At 67.1% G+C, this 16,000-nt stretch carries 19 protein-coding genes and 1 tRNA gene; 6 read left to right on the top strand and 14 right to left on the bottom strand.

Annotation, left to right across the window (positions count from 1 at the left end):
* Nucleotide 1 precedes the first annotated feature (1 nt).
* Nucleotides 2-841 carry an SDR family oxidoreductase gene (locus tag ACNJ7E_RS42230; protein WP_005255390.1) on the bottom strand — a complete coding sequence of 280 codons (840 nt, stop codon included), beginning with the start codon at nucleotides 839-841 and terminating at the stop codon, nucleotides 2-4.
* Nucleotides 842-981: 140 nt separating this feature from the next.
* Nucleotides 982-1,125: a hypothetical protein gene (locus tag ACNJ7E_RS42225; protein WP_005561362.1), complete on the bottom strand. Its 144-nt coding sequence runs from the start codon at nucleotides 1,123-1,125 to the stop codon at nucleotides 982-984.
* A 645-nt stretch (nucleotides 1,126-1,770) separates the two neighbouring features.
* Between ACNJ7E_RS42225 and ACNJ7E_RS42220 the strand changes: the two genes are divergently transcribed.
* Entirely contained in the window at nucleotides 1,771-2,187 is a 417-nt protein-coding gene (locus tag ACNJ7E_RS42220; protein WP_418342580.1) for a helix-turn-helix domain-containing protein, read from the top strand.
* Nucleotides 2,188-2,319: 132 nt separating this feature from the next.
* Complete coding sequence (locus ACNJ7E_RS42215; RefSeq protein WP_418342579.1) at nucleotides 2,320-3,738, top strand: glucose-6-phosphate dehydrogenase; 1,419 nt, start codon at nucleotides 2,320-2,322, stop codon at nucleotides 3,736-3,738.
* A gap of 14 nt (nucleotides 3,739-3,752) precedes the next feature.
* Here the strand turns inward: ACNJ7E_RS42215 and ACNJ7E_RS42210 are convergent, their stop codons facing one another.
* The 8 genes from ACNJ7E_RS42210 to ACNJ7E_RS42175 form a co-directional block, all read right to left on the bottom strand.
* Nucleotides 3,753-4,766 carry a hypothetical protein gene (locus ACNJ7E_RS42210; RefSeq protein ID WP_418342578.1) on the bottom strand — a complete coding sequence of 338 codons (1,014 nt, stop codon included), beginning with the start codon at nucleotides 4,764-4,766 and terminating at the stop codon, nucleotides 3,753-3,755.
* Nucleotides 4,766-5,266 (bottom strand): ImmA/IrrE family metallo-endopeptidase, encoded by a 501-nt coding sequence (locus ACNJ7E_RS42205; RefSeq protein WP_011597782.1) that lies wholly within the window; start codon nucleotides 5,264-5,266, stop codon nucleotides 4,766-4,768. Before ACNJ7E_RS42205 ends, ACNJ7E_RS42210 begins: the two co-directional genes overlap by 1 nt.
* Before the next feature lie 2 nt (nucleotides 5,267-5,268).
* Complete coding sequence (locus ACNJ7E_RS42200; RefSeq protein ID WP_418342577.1) at nucleotides 5,269-6,165, bottom strand: cell surface protein; 897 nt, start codon at nucleotides 6,163-6,165, stop codon at nucleotides 5,269-5,271.
* Nucleotides 6,166-6,709: 544 nt separating this feature from the next.
* A tRNA-Ala gene (locus ACNJ7E_RS42195) sits at nucleotides 6,710-6,785 on the bottom strand.
* A 97-nt stretch (nucleotides 6,786-6,882) separates the two neighbouring features.
* Nucleotides 6,883-7,623 (bottom strand): divisome protein SepX/GlpR, encoded by a 741-nt coding sequence (sepX, locus tag ACNJ7E_RS42190; RefSeq protein WP_418342576.1) that lies wholly within the window; start codon nucleotides 7,621-7,623, stop codon nucleotides 6,883-6,885.
* Nucleotides 7,624-7,897: 274 nt separating this feature from the next.
* A complete protein-coding gene (locus ACNJ7E_RS42185; RefSeq protein ID WP_011597779.1) occupies nucleotides 7,898-8,533 on the bottom strand; it encodes a GNAT family N-acetyltransferase in 636 nt (211 codons plus the stop codon).
* A 25-nt stretch (nucleotides 8,534-8,558) separates the two neighbouring features.
* Nucleotides 8,559-9,818, bottom strand: coding sequence for a molybdotransferase-like divisome protein Glp (gene glp, locus ACNJ7E_RS42180; RefSeq protein ID WP_005238688.1), 1,260 nt, complete (start codon nucleotides 9,816-9,818; stop codon nucleotides 8,559-8,561).
* 19 nt (nucleotides 9,819-9,837) lie between these two features.
* The gene (locus tag ACNJ7E_RS42175; RefSeq protein WP_418342575.1) at nucleotides 9,838-10,758 is read right to left on the bottom strand and encodes a UTP--glucose-1-phosphate uridylyltransferase; all 921 of its coding nucleotides are present in this window, start codon (nucleotides 10,756-10,758) and stop codon (nucleotides 9,838-9,840) included.
* 105 nt (nucleotides 10,759-10,863) lie between these two features.
* Between ACNJ7E_RS42175 and ACNJ7E_RS42170 the strand changes: the two genes are divergently transcribed.
* The 4 genes from ACNJ7E_RS42170 (at nucleotide 10,864) to mscL (ending at nucleotide 13,215) form a co-directional block, all read left to right on the top strand.
* Nucleotides 10,864-11,442 (top strand): 5-formyltetrahydrofolate cyclo-ligase, encoded by a 579-nt coding sequence (locus tag ACNJ7E_RS42170; RefSeq protein WP_418342574.1) that lies wholly within the window; start codon nucleotides 10,864-10,866, stop codon nucleotides 11,440-11,442.
* Nucleotides 11,443-11,545: 103 nt separating this feature from the next.
* On the top strand, nucleotides 11,546-11,854 hold the full coding sequence (locus tag ACNJ7E_RS42165; RefSeq protein ID WP_280785097.1) for an FmdB family zinc ribbon protein: 309 nt from the start codon (nucleotides 11,546-11,548) through the stop codon (nucleotides 11,852-11,854).
* Nucleotides 11,855-11,951: 97 nt separating this feature from the next.
* Nucleotides 11,952-12,665, top strand: coding sequence for an SAF domain-containing protein (locus ACNJ7E_RS42160; RefSeq protein ID WP_418342573.1), 714 nt, complete (start codon nucleotides 11,952-11,954; stop codon nucleotides 12,663-12,665).
* Between the two features lie 82 nt (nucleotides 12,666-12,747).
* The gene (gene mscL / locus ACNJ7E_RS42155) at nucleotides 12,748-13,215 is read left to right on the top strand and encodes a large conductance mechanosensitive channel protein MscL (RefSeq protein ID WP_009478887.1); all 468 of its coding nucleotides are present in this window, start codon (nucleotides 12,748-12,750) and stop codon (nucleotides 13,213-13,215) included.
* Between the two features lie 68 nt (nucleotides 13,216-13,283).
* On the opposite strand, the gene ACNJ7E_RS42150 is transcribed toward mscL, so the two are convergent.
* The 4 genes from ACNJ7E_RS42150 to ACNJ7E_RS42135 all read right to left on the bottom strand — a co-directional run.
* Nucleotides 13,284-13,982 (bottom strand): MspA family porin, encoded by a 699-nt coding sequence (locus ACNJ7E_RS42150; RefSeq protein ID WP_418342572.1) that lies wholly within the window; start codon nucleotides 13,980-13,982, stop codon nucleotides 13,284-13,286.
* An 83-nt stretch (nucleotides 13,983-14,065) separates the two neighbouring features.
* Complete coding sequence (locus ACNJ7E_RS42145; protein ID WP_418342571.1) at nucleotides 14,066-14,686, bottom strand: MspA family porin; 621 nt, start codon at nucleotides 14,684-14,686, stop codon at nucleotides 14,066-14,068.
* Between the two features lie 250 nt (nucleotides 14,687-14,936).
* Complete coding sequence (locus ACNJ7E_RS42140) at nucleotides 14,937-15,638, bottom strand: MspA family porin (protein ID WP_418342570.1); 702 nt, start codon at nucleotides 15,636-15,638, stop codon at nucleotides 14,937-14,939.
* 65 nt (nucleotides 15,639-15,703) lie between these two features.
* Nucleotides 15,704-16,000: MspA family porin (locus ACNJ7E_RS42135; protein ID WP_418342569.1), on the bottom strand; the 297-nt coding region annotated here is incomplete at its 5' end.

Below are 16,000 nucleotides of genomic sequence, written 5' to 3'. Positions count from 1 at the left end.
CCTACAGGAACTTGCTGAACTGGTCGTTGGCCCTCTGCATCACGAAGTCGTACGGCGGCGAGAACTTGCGGGCCCACCAGTAGCCGAACCGGATGTCCGGCGACGTGTACACCAGGTACCGGTCCTTCTTGATGCCGGCGATGATGCAGGACGCGACCTTCTCGGGCGTGACGGCCCGCTTCTCGAAGCGGTGGATGGCCTTCTGGATGCGCGGGTCGTCGCGATCGACCCCGGCGATCTCGACCGTGCCCACCAGCGGCGTCTTGACCGCGCCGGGAACCACGAGGCTCACGCCGATGCCGTGCCGTTTGAGATCGAACCGCAGAACCTCGGACACGCCGCGAAGCCCGAATTTGCTTGCGCTGTAGGCCGCATGCCACGGCAACGCCAGCAGACCGGCGGCGGAAGAGACGTTGACCAGGTGACCGCCGCGTCCCGCCCGCACCATCGGGGGCAGGAAACTCTCGATGATGTGGATCGGGCCCATCAGATTGACGTCCACCATGGACTTCCAATGGCGGTGTTCGAGATTCTCGACCGTCCCCCACGCGGAGATGCCGGCGACGTTCATGACGACGTCGAGGCTGCCGAACTGATCGTGGACATCGGCGGCGAATGCGGCGACGGCGTCGTAGTCGGACACGTCGAGGGCACGCGAGAAACTGACGGTGCCCCCGCGGCTGCCGACTTGTTCGACCGTCTGTGCCAGGCCGACCTCGTTGATGTCGGTGAGGAAGAGTTCGGCGCCCTCCGCCGCGGCCGCCAGGGCGGTCGCCTGCCCGATCCCGCTACCTGCACCCGTGATCAGGCACTTCTTGCCGTCCAGCGTCTTGATCGCCATAGCCGTGCGCGCCCCCGTCGTCACCGATCCGTGTCGGCTGGAAGTCTACGCACGCAATCTGATTGCGCGCACGCAACTGCAGGGGTGCCTTTCCCGAGGAAAAACGCGGACCGGCCCTCCCCGGGCCGGTCCGTGACGGTTCACAACCGCTGGGTCATTTCTTCCTGATAGGTACGAATCGTCCTCTCGATTCCGTTGGCGTCGTCGTCGTTTCCTCGGTGCCGGGCGTCGTCGGCGCGCTCGCGCAGAACTCGAATCGCCTTCCGAAGCTCGGCGTCACTCATTCTGTGTTCCATATCACAATCATCCCCGACGGCTTCAGATTTGGCCAGACTCGGGGGGGCGCCCCGGAGCGGCAAAACCCCGGCTGAGCTGGACACTCGTCCAACCAGGCGGGGCGGACTCGTGAAGGGCACGCGGCGGCCGTGACGCGGATCGGGGGCGCGCGGCCCGGCGCCCGTGCGGATGCCACTACTTCACAGTAGTGTTCACGAGGCCCCGCGGGCCGCGAGCGACCTCGCCACGTTGCGATGCGCAACGCAACACAATGGCGCTGAACTGGGACTATAGGCGCCACGGCCTCACGGCGCACACCCCTGCGACGTTGCCAGCTAACTCTCAGTGATTGAAAGAGCAACCACGCAATCGGCTCGGCAACCGCAACCAGCCCGGCGCGCTCCCTTCAGCCCACGTCCGCGCCTCTCTTGAACTTTCAACGGTAGAACGTGCGTGACAAGCACAGAGGGCGCCCGAAATGTCGGCGATCAGCGAGCGACGAACAGGCGATCGTTGAAACATATATGAGATAAGCACGGAGTCGGCGGACGACGTTTTGCCTCTACGTCTGTGAGTTATCAATCGGTTATCATCATGGTACGGTGTCGTTCACACGACTGACGCCCGCACGAGAGAGGACCCGGCGGCTCACAATGGCAGATTTTGCTGCGCGGTTGAACAAGCTCTTCGACACGGTCCACCCTCCGGGACGTAAACCGCATACCAACGCCGAGGTCGCGGCGGCACTCATCGCAGACGGACATCAGATCTCGAAGCCCTACATCTCCCAGCTCCGGTCGGGACAACGCACCAACCCCTCCGACGAGACGGTCGCGGCATTTGCCCGCTTCTTCAAGGTGAAGCCCGACTATTTCTTCAACGACATCTACGCCGCGAAGATCGACCACGATCTCGCGCTTCTCTCGCAACTCCAGGGATACGGACTACGCAAGCTCTCCAGCCGCGCGTTCGACCTCTCCGAAGAGTCGCAGAATCTGCTCACCGTGATGGCCGAGAAACTCCGCGCCAGCGAGGGGTTGCCGGAGGTCCCACCGGACGCGTCCCGCTGACCACCGGAGTCGTTGGGCGGCAACGAGTTCGCCGCAGGTCGCACCCGACGTCCGGGTAGAAGTCACCGGGCGCACCCGACGACACCGCCGGAATGCCCTGCCCGGTGTGCCCACGTGGCGCATGATGGAGCAATGGTTGACAGACCGCAGCTCGGTCCCACGATCTTCGTCCTCTTCGGTGCCACCGGGGACCTGTCCAAACGCATGGTCCTCCCCGCGTTCTTCCAGCTCGCTCGATCAGGGCTCCTGAACTCCGAGTGGATCCTGATCGGCACCGGCCGGGGCAACGTATCCGACGATCAGTTCCGCGACCACGTGCGCGACGTCGTGAACCAGTTCGGAGTGCCGCACGACGACACCGACTGGGAGACGTTCGCCCGGCGGCTGAGATTCGCCGGCGGCGGTTTCACCCCGGACAACCCGGGAACGCTCCCCGCGGCCGTTCGGCAGGCGCGGGAAGATCTCGACGCGGCAGACGCACAGCTGGTGCACTACCTGGCCCTGCCACCCAGCACGTTCGCCGAGACCACCCGCGCGCTCGGCGCTCACGACCTGGCCCGTGGCGCACGTGTCGTGTACGAGAAGCCGTTCGGGACGTCCCAGGAGGCGTTCGCCGAGCTCGACGAAGCCGTGCACCATGTCCTCGACGAGAAGCAGATCTATCGAATCGATCATTTCCTCGGCAAGGAGAGCACCCAGAATCTGCACATCCTGCGCTTCGCCAACGGGCTGATCGAGGGCGTCTGGAACCGGGAACACGTCGAGCAGGTGCAGATCGACGTGCCCGAGACGCTCGACATCGACGACCGCGCCCGGTTCTACGATGCCACCGGAGCTGTCCTGGACATGCTGGTGACGCACCTGTTCCAGGTCGCCGCCGAGATCGCGATGGAGCCGCCGGAAACGTTGGGCGCCGACGATCTCCAATCCGCCCGTGAATCCGTGATCGGGGCGTTCCGTCCCCTCGACACGGCCGACGTGGTGCTCGGCCAGTACGAGGGGTACCGCGACGTCGACGGTGTCGCGGACGATTCGACGACGGAGACGTTCGTCGCCGCACGGCTGTGGGTCGACACGGACCGCTGGCGTGGGGTGCCGTTCCTCCTCCGGACCGGAAAGATGCTGGGTGTCAGCCGGCAACGGGTCAGCCTCGTCTTCCGAAGTCCCCGTGGCCCGCTCACGGACATTCCGCCGGACGGCGCCGTCCTGACGTTCGATCTGTCCGGGGACGGCGAGATCGACATCTCCATGGTGGTCAAGGAACCCGGACCCGACGACAGCCTGACGGTGGGCCACCTGGGTCTGCCCCTCGACACGGTGCCGCTCGCCCACGCCCTCGCACCGTATTCGCGGCTCATCCTCGACGTCCTGCACGGCGACCGGTCACTGTTCACGCGCCCCGACGGCTTGGCGCACGTCTGGACCGTCGCCGACGCACTGCTGCGTGACCCTCCCCCGGCCAAGCCGTATCCCGCGGGATCCATGGGACCGCCGGAGGCCGAAGACCTCGCCTCGCCCTGCGGGTGGCTCGTCACCGGTTCGCCGGACTGACCGGCGGCTGAAGACTATTCCGCAGCGGATTCGACGGCGTCCGCCTTCGCAGGCACCGGGGCCGAGTTCCGGAAGTCGGCGTACGCGTCCGCCAGATCGAGCACCCAACGGCGCGGCGACATACCCTGGGGCGGCGCGATCCACTCGGTGTCGAGGACGTCCGAGGCGACCGGGTCGTCGATCCAGCGGGCGAGAATCCGGGCGCGTTCGGCGGCCGATTCCGGAAGCTCCTGTTCCTCCGTGTCGAGCATGCCCGCGCCCGCCTGTAGGTACAGCGCATCCATGACGTGTGCGACGGCGTCGGAGGCGCGGAGGACGGTCGTGCTCCCCTTGCCGTCGCCCTCGACCACTTCGGGGAACCGTGAAACGAGCACCGAATGCAGTGTGTCCGTGCGGCGCAGGTCCTGCCGGGCGCGGAACCAGGTTTCGACGAGCACCCAGACGGTGCCGACCGAGACGATCACGGCCGCGACGGTGTACGCCGGCGAGGAGCCGACGGCCCACGTCTCGCCCGACACCTCACGCACCAGTCCGACGGCCACCGCAGCCAGGACGATCGCCGATCCGACCACGATCAGTGAGATTCCGCGGCCGAGCGGTGTCCACGCGACGTGCCGGACCCCGGTCACGACCACCGCGGTCAGCGCGATCACGATGAACACCAGCGCAGGAACGGGATATCCACCGGCAAGCCCGATTCCGAGCACGATGGCCACGGTGTAGACGACCACGGCGACGGCACGCAGCGCAGGACGCGGGAGTATCGGCCACACGGAGATCGCGCCGACCGCGCTCGCGGCGGCGAACAGCGTCCACGCCAGTTCGAGGATGATCTCCGACAGCCCGACAGCCGGGGCCACGGTGTCGAGGCGCCCGGCGACATCCGGTACGGCCAACGTGGACGCGAGGGCCGCGCTGGAGACGGCCACCACCATCGCGACGCGCAGCGGCGTCGGCTGACGCGCGGCGACCCGGCCGATCCGGGCACCCGCGGCAGTCCAGACGACGAGCGCAACCAGCCAGCCCATCAGCCGATCGCCTCGTCGTAGCGGAGCACGGACACGGGAGTTCCGCGGCCCTGCATCGTGTTCAACCGGATGAGCAGCATCGACGCGAACGTTTCGGCCTCCCACTCGGCCACCTCGTCGGACGGCTGCTCGTCTCCCCGCCGTCGCGACCGCTGGCTGAGCATGTAGGCGATCAGATCGTCACCGGCTTCGAGCGTCGCGGCGACGATCTCGGCTCCTTCGTGTCGAAACACGATGTGACCCAGCTCATGCGCAAGCGTGCGGTCGAGGTCGGGCAGGCCCGGCGCCAGCACGATCACGTCCCGGTCCGGGTACGCGCGCCTCTGGCCGCACACACCGGGCGCCATCGGCTTCGTGAAATCGAGTTCGATGGGACGCTGCCGTTCGCGGGCCACCGCGTCCACCACGTGCCGGAGTGACACGGCTTCGGCCCGGGCCGCCGCGTCACACACCGCATCCACGGCCGCCGCGACCCGACGATGAGATCTGTTCGCCCCCACGACTACATCCCTCCACTCGAAGCGGGCGGGAAGAATTCCGCCCGCGCGGCCGCGATGCGCGCCTGTTGTGCGCGAGCACCCTTGAAGGTCAGCGCACCCGCCCCGCCGGCGCAGCACAACAACACGCCGACCCCACCGAGAACGGTGATCGCAGGCAACGGCTCACTGTGGACCACAGGAACCATTCCCGGCGGCGCGGCGGCCGGATCGTCCTGGGCCGGTGCCCCCGCAGCGGGCGACGGTCCGTCGCCGCTCGGGGTCTCCCCGGCAGGCCGATCCTGAGGTGCGGAATCCGCGGGACCACTCACCCCCGGGGCTGCCGCGGCGGCTCCGGAACCGGAACCTCCGGCCGGCGCTCCCCCGGACGCCGGGGGTGCGGCAGGATCCTCGGAGCCCGGGGCGGCTTCAGCAGCATCGGACCCCGAATCGTTTCCGGAGTCGTCGTCCCCCGACGTGTCCGGGCGCGCGATGTTCGGTTCGCCCACCGGCGGCAACGTGATCGGACGGGGCGGAGCGACCACGACCCGTGATGTCGAAGGTGTCGGCGTCTCCGTCGGTTCGGCGGTCTCGGACGGTTGCGTGGTCTCGGACGGTTCCGTGGTCTCGCTGGGCTTCCCGGTCTCGCTGGGTTCCCGTGTCTCGCTCGGTTCCCGTGTCTCGCTGGGCTCTCCGCCGCAGCCGCGACGACTCTCACACGGCGGATGAGGATGCCGAGGCGTTCCGCCGCCGGGAGACTCCGAGGAACCGTCGTCGCAACGACTACTGGCGCAGTCGTGGTACTGGGGGTCGGCGGAGGCGTCGGACGGGAACACCGAGACGGTGACCCAGCCGAGCCCGGACAAGAAGGCCAGCGCCAGTCCGACCATGGTCAGCCTTCGAACAACACGACGCGCGCTCACTGTGCACCCCCCTCGTATTCACGACACGACACCACGTCGACGGCGACGTCGCCGCTGTCATGGTATCGAGCGAATCGAGTGGAGGTGCTGGTGGTGCCGGTGTCGGGGAACCGGCACCACCAGCGGTGCCCGAGCCAGGTGGGACTCGAGCAGCTTCCGAGAACCCCTACGGGTTCGGCGTAGTGGCCTGGAGGTGCTGATCGGTCAGCGGAAGGTCGGCGTCTCCGACGCGGCCCTCGCGACGTCGGTTGGTCGGCCGGAGTTCACAGGACGTTCACCAGCAACATCGTCGCGGTGATGGTCGCGACCACCGTCGCCGGCTCCAGAAACTTCGAGATCTTGTCCATTGCCTGCATGTATTTCCACCCCGTGCGATCGACCCCTTGATGACCTACGGACAGTACACAGCATTCAGTTACCTTTTGGCAAATCCAAGAGTCGAGCATTCGCGCGGCGCCCCGCTCTCGCACCCCTGACGGCGGCGCTCACCTGGGCCGGAATGCAGAAGAGGCACCCTCTCCGGATGGAGTGAGTGCCTCTTCTGTGGTGGAGCTGAGGGGAATCGAACCCCTGACCTCTTCGATGCGAACGAAGCGCGCTACCAACTGCGCCACAGCCCCGTGCGGATCCTGCGATCCGCTCGGCAAACTCTAGCAGGCCACCCGCGGCGGGAGCGAATCGCCTACACCGACGTGGCTTTCGGCCCGATTCGCCCGGCTACTCACCGGCAGCCCGGCGCATCGTGGCCTGCTGCATCGGCGCGTCGTCGAAGTGTTCGAGATGGTCGAATTCGGGGTCCTCGTCGTCCACTTCGAGGACGACGGCGCCCGGACGCCGCAATCGGGCCGGGATGAGACGGAGTTCCTCGTCGCTGCGGGACTCGACACCCAACCGCGACCGGTTGAGACGCGCGGTCCGCCGGCGACGGATCTCCTGCTCGATCTGAACCTGCCGGCGCAGATACGCCAAATAGCCGAACAGGCCCACCACACCGGCCGCGAACGCCCACCACATCAGTGGGGAGATGATCAGCCCGAGGGCCGCCGACATGATCATGGCGAACACCAGGCCGAGAACCGACCGCTGACGAAATGCATACCGGGCCTCGCGCGCGATCGCGTCGGCCTCCGGATCGAAGCCGCCACGCCCCCGGCGCACCGGTACGTACTCACCGACCGGTGCCCGCTCACCGTCGAACTCGTCTTCCTCTGCGTGAGTGTCCACAAGGTCCTCCGCGTCGTAGCCGTAGTGGTCCGGTTCCGGTTGCCAGTACGGGTCGCTGCGGTGTCCAGCCGCGGGTCCACGCTGCACGGGACGTTCGTCACCGCGGTGCAGCACGCGCGTCGCGAGTGCTGCGTCACTGGTTTGCCGAATCCGGGGGCGGTTGTTCACCAGCATCGGGACCAGGACGAAGAGCCACACGACGACGAGCCCGATCCAGAGAAACGAGTTCGGCATACGGCGACCTCCTCCCAATCGTCTACCAGCATGGATACCGCTGTTGACCCACCCAGGCTAACCGCATGAACACGCACATCTTCGCAGACGCGCCGATCTCACCATACTCAGGTGTCACATGCGTAACGCGAAAATGTGGTGCTCGACATGCCCCGAAAGGGCAGAGGGAACGATCCGGCAAAGACTCGCCGAAAGCGGAGCCCCGGTCAGGAAGCTTTGATACCGTGAGATAACTGCCGCATAGCTGGACGTTTGTCCATGTCCGCTTCGGCGGTCAGCCCCAAGTGGCTTTGCCACTCCGCACGAGCGAATCCGCCACCGTGCCGGGCACGTCCTCGACGGTCATGCCGACCAGAATGTGGTCGCGCCACTGCCCGTCGACGTCCAGGTAGCGCTTGAGGAGACCCTCCTCGCGGAAGCCGACGTTGCGCAGCACCGCCTGGCTCGCCAGGTTCTCCGGACGCACGGTGGCCTCCACGCGGTGCAACCCCACGGGTCCGAAGGCATGATCGAGCCCCAGCGCGAGCGCGCCGGTGGCCACCCCGAGCCCGTTGACGTCGCTGGCCACCCAGTACCCGATCCAGGCGGAGCGCAGTGCACCCCGCACCACGTTGCCGATCGTGATCTGGCCGCAGAAATTGCCGTCGAGTTCGATGGCCATCGGCAGCATGCGGCCCTTCCTGGCCTCCGAACGCAAACTGCTGCACAGTCCGGGCCATCCCGAAATATGGTGGCGCGCTTCCCAGGGCGCCTCCCCGGTCGGTTCCCACGGTTCGAGGTGCGCGCGGTCGCGGGTGCGCAGACGGCTCCACGCCGACGCGTCACGCAGCCTGATGGCGCGCACGGTGACGACGCCACCCTTCACGCGCAGGGGCCCGAGATGCGGCGGCCAACCCGGATGCTGTGTCATCCCGTCTCACACTGTCGCGGTGCCATCAGCCCCGCTGCGCCAGGAAGGCCACGTCCACCTGGTCACCGGTCCGGACCTCGGTGATCTCGGGGTCGATGAGGACCAGGCAGTTGGCCTCGGCCAACGTCGCAAGCAGGTGCGAGGACGCGCCCGGCGCCCCGCCGAGAGCTTGGACGAGGTACTCCCCCGTGGCCTCGTCGCGCATGAGTTGACCGCGGAGAAAACCCTTGCGGTGCTCGATGGACGTGATCGGTGCGACGGTGCGGGCGGTGACGACGCGTCGCATCGGCTGCCTGCGCCCCAGCGCGATGCGGATCAGTGGGCGCACCATCACCTCGAACACCACGAGGGCGCTCACCGGGTTGGACGGGAGCAGGAACGTCGGGACCTCGTCCCGGCCCAGCTGACCGAAACCCTGGACCGATCCCGGATGCATCGCGACCCGGTCGACCTCGAGGTTGCCGAGGTCGGCAAGTGCGTCCCGCACGTCCTCGGAGGCGCCGCCACCGACGGCACCCGCGATGACGACGATCTCGGAACGGATCAGCTGACCCTCCACCACCTCGCGCAGGCGACGGGCGTCGGCGTTCGCGATACCGACCCGGTTGACGTCGGCGCCTGCGTCGCGGGCGGCCGCGGCCAGCGCGTAGGAGTTGACGTCGTAGACCTGGCCGGGACCGGGGGTCCGGTCGACGTCGACGAGTTCGCCGCCGACCGAGATGACGGACAGCCGGGGACGGGGGTGCACGAGCACCTTGTCGCGGCCCACCGCCGCCAGCAACCCCACCTGCGCGGCTCCGATGATGGTGCCTGCACGGACCGCGACGTCGCCGGGCTGCACGTCGTCGCCGGCCCGGCGCACGTAGTCGCCGGAGCGGACCGGTTTGTAGATCTTGACGCGGGCCCGGCCGCCGTCCGTGCGGTCGAGCGGAAGGACGGCGTCGGCGAGCGTCGGGAGCGGTGCACCCGTGTCGACCTTGACGGCCTGACGCGGCTGCAGCCGGATCGGCTGCCGCGAACCGGCCGTGACCTCACCGACCACGGGTAGCGACAGTTCGACGGGCGCACCGTCGTCGTCCCGGATGTCGGTTCCGGCGGCCTGGACGTCGACGCTACGGACGGCATAGCCGTCGATCGCGGCCTGGTCGAAACCGGGAAGCGGACGCTCGGTGACCACCTCTTCGGCACACAGCAGCCCCTGGGCTTCGGAGATCGCCACACGGACCGGCCGCGGCGCCACTGCGGCCGCGGTCACGATCGTCTGTTGCTCCTCGACCGACCGCAAGTTCTTGCCTCCCTAGCTTCTAGGAATCCGTCCGCTTCAATCGGTCGATCAGCCATTCGCGCAACGACGGGCCGTACTCCTCCATGTCCAACGCAAAGTCAACCGCAGCACGGAGGTAGCCGCCGGGATTTCCGAGATCGTGTCTCGTGCCTCGGTGCACGACGACGTGAACGGGATGGCCTTCCTTGATGAGGAGGGCGATGGCGTCGGTGAGCTGGAGCTCCCCGCCGGCGCCGGGTTCGATCCGCCGCAGCGCATCGAAGATCGCGCGGTCGAGGAGGTAGCGACCTGCGGCGGCGAACGTGGACGGCGCATCCTCGATGGCCGGTTTCTCGACCATGCCGATGACCTTGAGGACGTCGGGGTTGGTGGCGTCGGGAACCGTCTCGACCTCGAAGACGCCGTAGGAGCTCACCTGATCCTTGGGGACGTCGATGGCGCAGAGGACGGTGCCCCCGCGCTTGCGGCGAACCCGCGACATCGTCTCGAGCACTCCGCGCGGCATCACCAGGTCGTCCGGGAGGAGCACGGCGATGGCGTCCTCGTCGTCGTCGAGGACCGACTCCGCGCAGCCGACCGCGTGGCCCAGGCCGAGGGGCTCGTCCTGGACGACGGACTCCACCTCGAGCAGGCCGGGAGCCTTCCGCACCTTCTCGAGCAGGTGATATTTGCCGCTGGCCTCGAGCTTGCTCTCGAGAACGAGATCCTCGACGAAGTGGGCGACCACTCCGTCCTTGCCCGGCGACGTCACGATTACGAGCCGGCCGGCACCGGAATCGGCGGCCTCTCCGGCCACGAGTTCGATACCCGGGGTATCCACGACCGGGAGCAGCTCTTTCGGCACGGTCTTGGTCGCGGGGAGGAATCGCGTACCCATTCCCGCTGCGGGCACGACAGCCGTGCGAAAGGCGCTGGCGGTGTGCGGTGCGGCGTCTGTCATGCCCACACCATAACTGTGCGGACCTACTCGACAGTCACCAAGATCCTGTCAGTAACCTCCCGGAACCCGTCGGGGGCGCTCGCCGGCCGGCTCTAAGGTTGGGGCATGCACGCACGAACGAAGGACGAGTGGCGGCAACTGGTGCTCTCCGGGCGGCGCGCGCTGACCCCCGAACTCCGCACCGCCGAGGACCGGGCGCTTGTCGCACTCGTCACACAGGGAATCGCCGGCGGATCCACCGTCTGCGCCTACGTTCCCACCGCGCTCGAGCCGGGGTCACTGGACTTTCTCGATGCCCTCCGGCAGGTCGCCGGACGCGTCCTCGTGCCCGTCACCCGCGATCCGGGCCCGCTCCACTGGTCCGAGTTCACAGGCGCGGACGGTCTCGCCGACGCGAGTTACGGCCTGCGCGAGCCGACCGGCCCGGTGTGGGAGCCCGACGAGATCCGTTCGGCCGGGACCATTTTCGTGCCCGCCCTCGCCGTCGACCGGAGGGGCGTGCGACTCGGCCGCGGCGCGGGCTTCTACGACCGGACTCTCGGGCTCGCCGCCGCCGACGCGCGACTGATCACGGTGGTCCGCGACGAGGAACTGGTGTCCGAGCTGCCCGAGGATCCCCATGACGTACGTATGGGTTGGGCACTCACCCCCGGATCGGGCTTCGTCCCGCTCGGCGAAGACTGAGAACGTATCCGGCCCGGAATAGTTCTCTGATTAGCGTTGTTGGCACTGTCGACTGTAGAGTGCTAAAACCTGCGGTTTGACTACACAGTGCGGAGGAACCCCGGTGCCCACTTATTCATATGCGTGCACGGCATGCGACAACCGTTTCGACATCGTCCAGTCGTTCAGTGATGACTCCCTGACCGTCTGCCCCGCATGCTCGGGCAAGCTTCGCAAACTGTTCAACTCCGTCGGCATCGTCTTCAAGGGCAGTGGTTTCTACCGCACCGACAGCCGCGGCACGTCCGGCGCGGCCAGCGAGCCGGCCAAGACAGACTCTGCTCCCGCCGCGAAGTCGGAAAGTTCGTCGACGGCCTCGCCCAGCTCGTCGAGCACCGCGACCGCCGCACCGGCCAAGGCTGCTGCCAGCTAGTTCTCGCGTCTCCGCGAGTTATCCACAACTTCTCGTCCATCCACAGGCGGGCCCTTTCGGCGTTCCCACGGGCCCGCCGGTCTCCTAGCGTCGAACCATGTCGTTCGACCCTGTCCCGACCGGTCGTCGCCGGTCGAACCGAGCACACCGAAGCCTGAGCCCGTCGTGGGCCGACCGGCTGTCGGATCTCGCCCACCCCGGTTGGGCCCGCACCCTCGTCGCCCGACGCGTCCTGGCCGCCGCGCTGGTCTGCCTCGCATTGGCCCTCCTCGCCCGTGGGGACCCCGATTCCGCCCGCTCCGCGGTCGTGGTGGCCGCCCGGGATCTACAACCGGGCATCGTTCTCACGGACGCCGACGTGGAACTGGTGGAATTCGAGGCCGGGACGCTGCCCGACGGTGCCGTCACCGCACTGGCGGACGTCGACGGGCGCACCCTCGCCGGACCGACCCGCGCCGGAGAAGCCCTCACCGACGTCCGGGTACTGGGACCCCGTCTCGCCGCAGCCGCAGCCGGCATGGACGACGCCCGGATCGTCCCCGTCCGGCTCGCCGACCCCGCTGTCACGGAACTTCTGCGTGAGGGCGATCGCGTCGACGTGCTCACGGTCGATCCCGACACACCAGCGAATCAGGACCGGCGCTCCAGCGCCACCGTGCTGGCGTCCCGCGCCGTCGTGGTGTTGGTGACACCGTCCGAGAACGGACGTGACCAGCGCGAACGCGTAGTGATGCTGGCCCTGCCTGCATCCGAGGCCACGACGGTGGCCGCGGCATCCCTCACGAGCGCGATCACCGTGACCTTTCAGTGATCCGTCACGGGGAGCCGCGCTGATCTAGGCTTTTCTCCGACTAGTGCTGGATGACTTGCCACCCACTCGAGGAGACGTCGACATGCTCAAGGGATTCAAGGACTTCCTGCTCCGGGGGAATGTCCTCGACCTCGCCGTCGCGGTCGTAGTCGGAGCCGCGTTCACCGCCATCGTCACAGCGTTCACCAACAACGTGATCAATCCGTTGATCGCCGTTGCGGGCGGCGCCAACGATCTGGGCTGGGGTTACCAGATCCTCTCCGACAACCCGGCCACCTTCATCAACATCGGCGCCGTCATCACGGCCGTGATCAACTTCGTGATCATCGCCGCGGTCGTGTACTTCATTCTGATCGTCCCGGCCAACGCCGCGAAGAAGCGGTTCATCACCGAGCCCGCAGACAAGAAGGCCAGCGAGGCCGACCTGCTGATCCAGATCCGCGACATCCTCGAATCGAGCCTCGAAACCAACGGCGCGACAGCGAGTCCCGACGGAGCGCACGCGATGACCGCGGACAAGGCCGCGAACCTCGAACAGACCCGCGAATAGCTTCCGACGACTCCGGGCCCGTGCAGCAGCTGCGCGCACGGGCCCGGAGTCATGAGTGGATCGAATTATCAGCCGAGGCTGAAGGGCTGTCCCCACAGGGTGACGGTGCCGTCGACCGAGTCGGTCGAGACGGTGACCTTCGCGTAGGAGCGAGCCTGCGCGTAGCCGGCGCAACCGGAAACACCGAACGTCTCGTCCGAGTACGTGATGCCGCCGCTCTTGCCGGTGAACTTGAAGCTGCTCTTGTGAGCCTCGGCGCCGTAGTCGTCGGTGTACTCGATGTCGAGGATCGGCACGTTCTTCGCCTCGCCGGGAGCGATGGACAGGCCACTTCCGACCTTGGTACCGGACTCACTCACGGCGAGGCCATTTTCCTGGACGTACTCCCAGGTATTGATCTGGTCATTCGAAGCAGCACCGCCCGAGACCTTCCCACCGAAGTCGAGCTGGCAGGCCACGACGTAACCGGCGTCGATGGTGCCGCCCTTGGCCGTGCCGCCGTCGATGGAGACATCGATCGTGCCCGACGCCCACACGTTGCGGTGCAGCGGGGTCGAACCCATCGACGGGCTGATATTGGCAGAGTTGGCGGTCTGCTTGACCGTCACCACGGTGCCGTCGAGCAGCGTCTGGGTGATGGCTCCGTCCTGCAACGGAACGAAGGTGTCGGCGTTGGCCGCACCGGTGGAGAGAAGGCCGATCGCGACGGTGGCCGCGGCGACCACGCCGGCAGCCTTGGCGCCGTGGCGCAGTGTCTTGCTGTTCATTGTTCCCCTCTAGGGTTTCTTACAGTGGGCACACAGTGGCCGCCCACAAGGCTCGAAAAGTTGGTAGTTCGGCAGCGTGGTGATCAGCCGATGCTGAACGGCTGCCCGTAGAGGGTCGACTTGACGTAGTGGTTCCCCGGAATTTCGAGGACCGTGTACGCGCGAGCCTGCGCGTACCCGCCGCAACCCTGGACCTCGATCTGCTGATCGCGGTACTGGATCGCCGAGACACCCGGCTTCAGGTCCGTCTTCGACTTGATCTTGGCGAACTTGACCTCACCCGGAGCGACCGGAAGGCTCAGCGAACCACTGGCACTCGGGCCGGACAGCGACAGGCTTCCGCTGACGCCCGCCTCGAGACCGGTGATGTCGAGCTGGCAACCCACGATGTAACCGGTGGTCAGCGTCGCGCCTTCCTCCGGGATCTCGCCGCCGAGCTCGGCGAACGCATCGCCCGAAACCCACGCGACGCGGCCCGCGCCATTGGCGGCCAGCGACGGCGAAACCAGAGCGCTCTCCGCGTTGCGGGCGATCTTGGCCGTGACGCTTCCGGCGTTGACGACCTTTTCGCCACCCGGCAGCGGCACGAAGGTGTCGGCATTCGCCGCACCGGTGGACATCAGGCCGAGTGCAACGGCCGCGGCGGCACCGAGGCCGGCAACGCGGACCCCATGGCGCAGGCCTGACTTACGGATCTCGCTCATTCTTTCCCCTCATCAGGTACCACCTACCCGGCGTTCGGTTAGGCAGTCTTTACCTCTTGACGGGATAAAGTTAGCTGAAACAACGTCCAAATGTTATAGCTACGTGTCCGAATCTGCGTCCGCCCCAGCCCCCGTGTCCTAACTGTGACATGCATAACAGCGCATAGAGCGAGGTTGGGGGCGTACGGAAGTGCCGTACGCCCCCAACCTCGAGGTACTACATTGTTCAATTTTTTTTCGGCATCACGCGTCAGCCGAGGCTGAAGGGCTGTCCCCACAGGGTGACGGTGCCGTCGACCGAGTCGGTCGAGACGGTGACCTTGGCGTAGGAGCGGGCCTGCGCGTAGCCGGCGCAACCGGAGACACCGAACGTCTCGTCCGAGTACGTGAAGCCGCCGCTCTTACCGGTGAACTTGAAGCTGCTCTTGTGAGCCTCGGCGCCGTAGTCGTCGGTGTACTCGACGTCGAGGATCGGCACGTTCTTCGCCTCGCCGGGAGCGATCGAGAGACCCCCTCCGACATTCGTTCCACCCTGGTCGACGACAGGAGTTCCGCCGTTAGCCAGGTAGTCCCAGGTATTCGTTTTGTCGTCGCTGGCAACCTCGCCGCCGGCCTCGCCGCCGAAGTCGAGCTGGCAGGCAACGATGTAGCCGGCGTCGATGGTGCCGCCCTTGGCCGTGCCGCCGTCGATGGAGACATCGATGGTGCCCGACGCCCACACGTTGCGGTGCAGCGGGGTCGAACCCATCGACGGGCTGATGTTCGCCGAGTTGCCGGTCTGACGGACGGTCACCACGGTGCCGTCGAGCAGCGTCTGGGTGATGTTTCCGTCCTGCAACGGAACGAAGGTGTCGGCGTTGGCCGCACCGGTGGAGAGAAGGCCGATCGCGACGGTGGCCGCGGCGACCACGCCGGCAGCCTTGGCGCCGTGGCGCAGGGTCTTGCTGTTCATTGTTCCCCTCTAGGGTGAATGTCGCTGACGCGAGAAGGCGTGAAGTGGGATCTGCTTACGAGCAATCAGCCGATGCTGAACGGCTGCCCGTAGAGGGTGGTCTTGACGTAGTGGTTCCCCGGAACCTCGACCACGGTGTATGCACGCGCCTGCGCGTACCCGCCGCAACCCTGGACCTCGATCTGCTGATCGCGGTACTGGATCGCCGACACGCCCGGCTTCAGGTCTTCCTTGGTCCGGATCTTGGCGAACTTGACCTCACCCGGTGCGACCGGAAGGCTCAGCGAACCACTGGCACTCGGGCCGGACAGCGACAGGCTTCCGCTGACGCCCGCCTCGAGACCGGTGATGTCGAGCTGGCA

This window comes from Rhodococcus mengyinensis (genome assembly GCF_048381435.1).
GTDB classification, from domain to species: domain Bacteria; phylum Actinomycetota; class Actinomycetes; order Mycobacteriales; family Mycobacteriaceae; genus Rhodococcus_F; species Rhodococcus_F opacus_D.
Note: the sequence above shows the minus strand (reverse complement) of the source record. Positions and strands in the feature narration are given on the sequence as shown.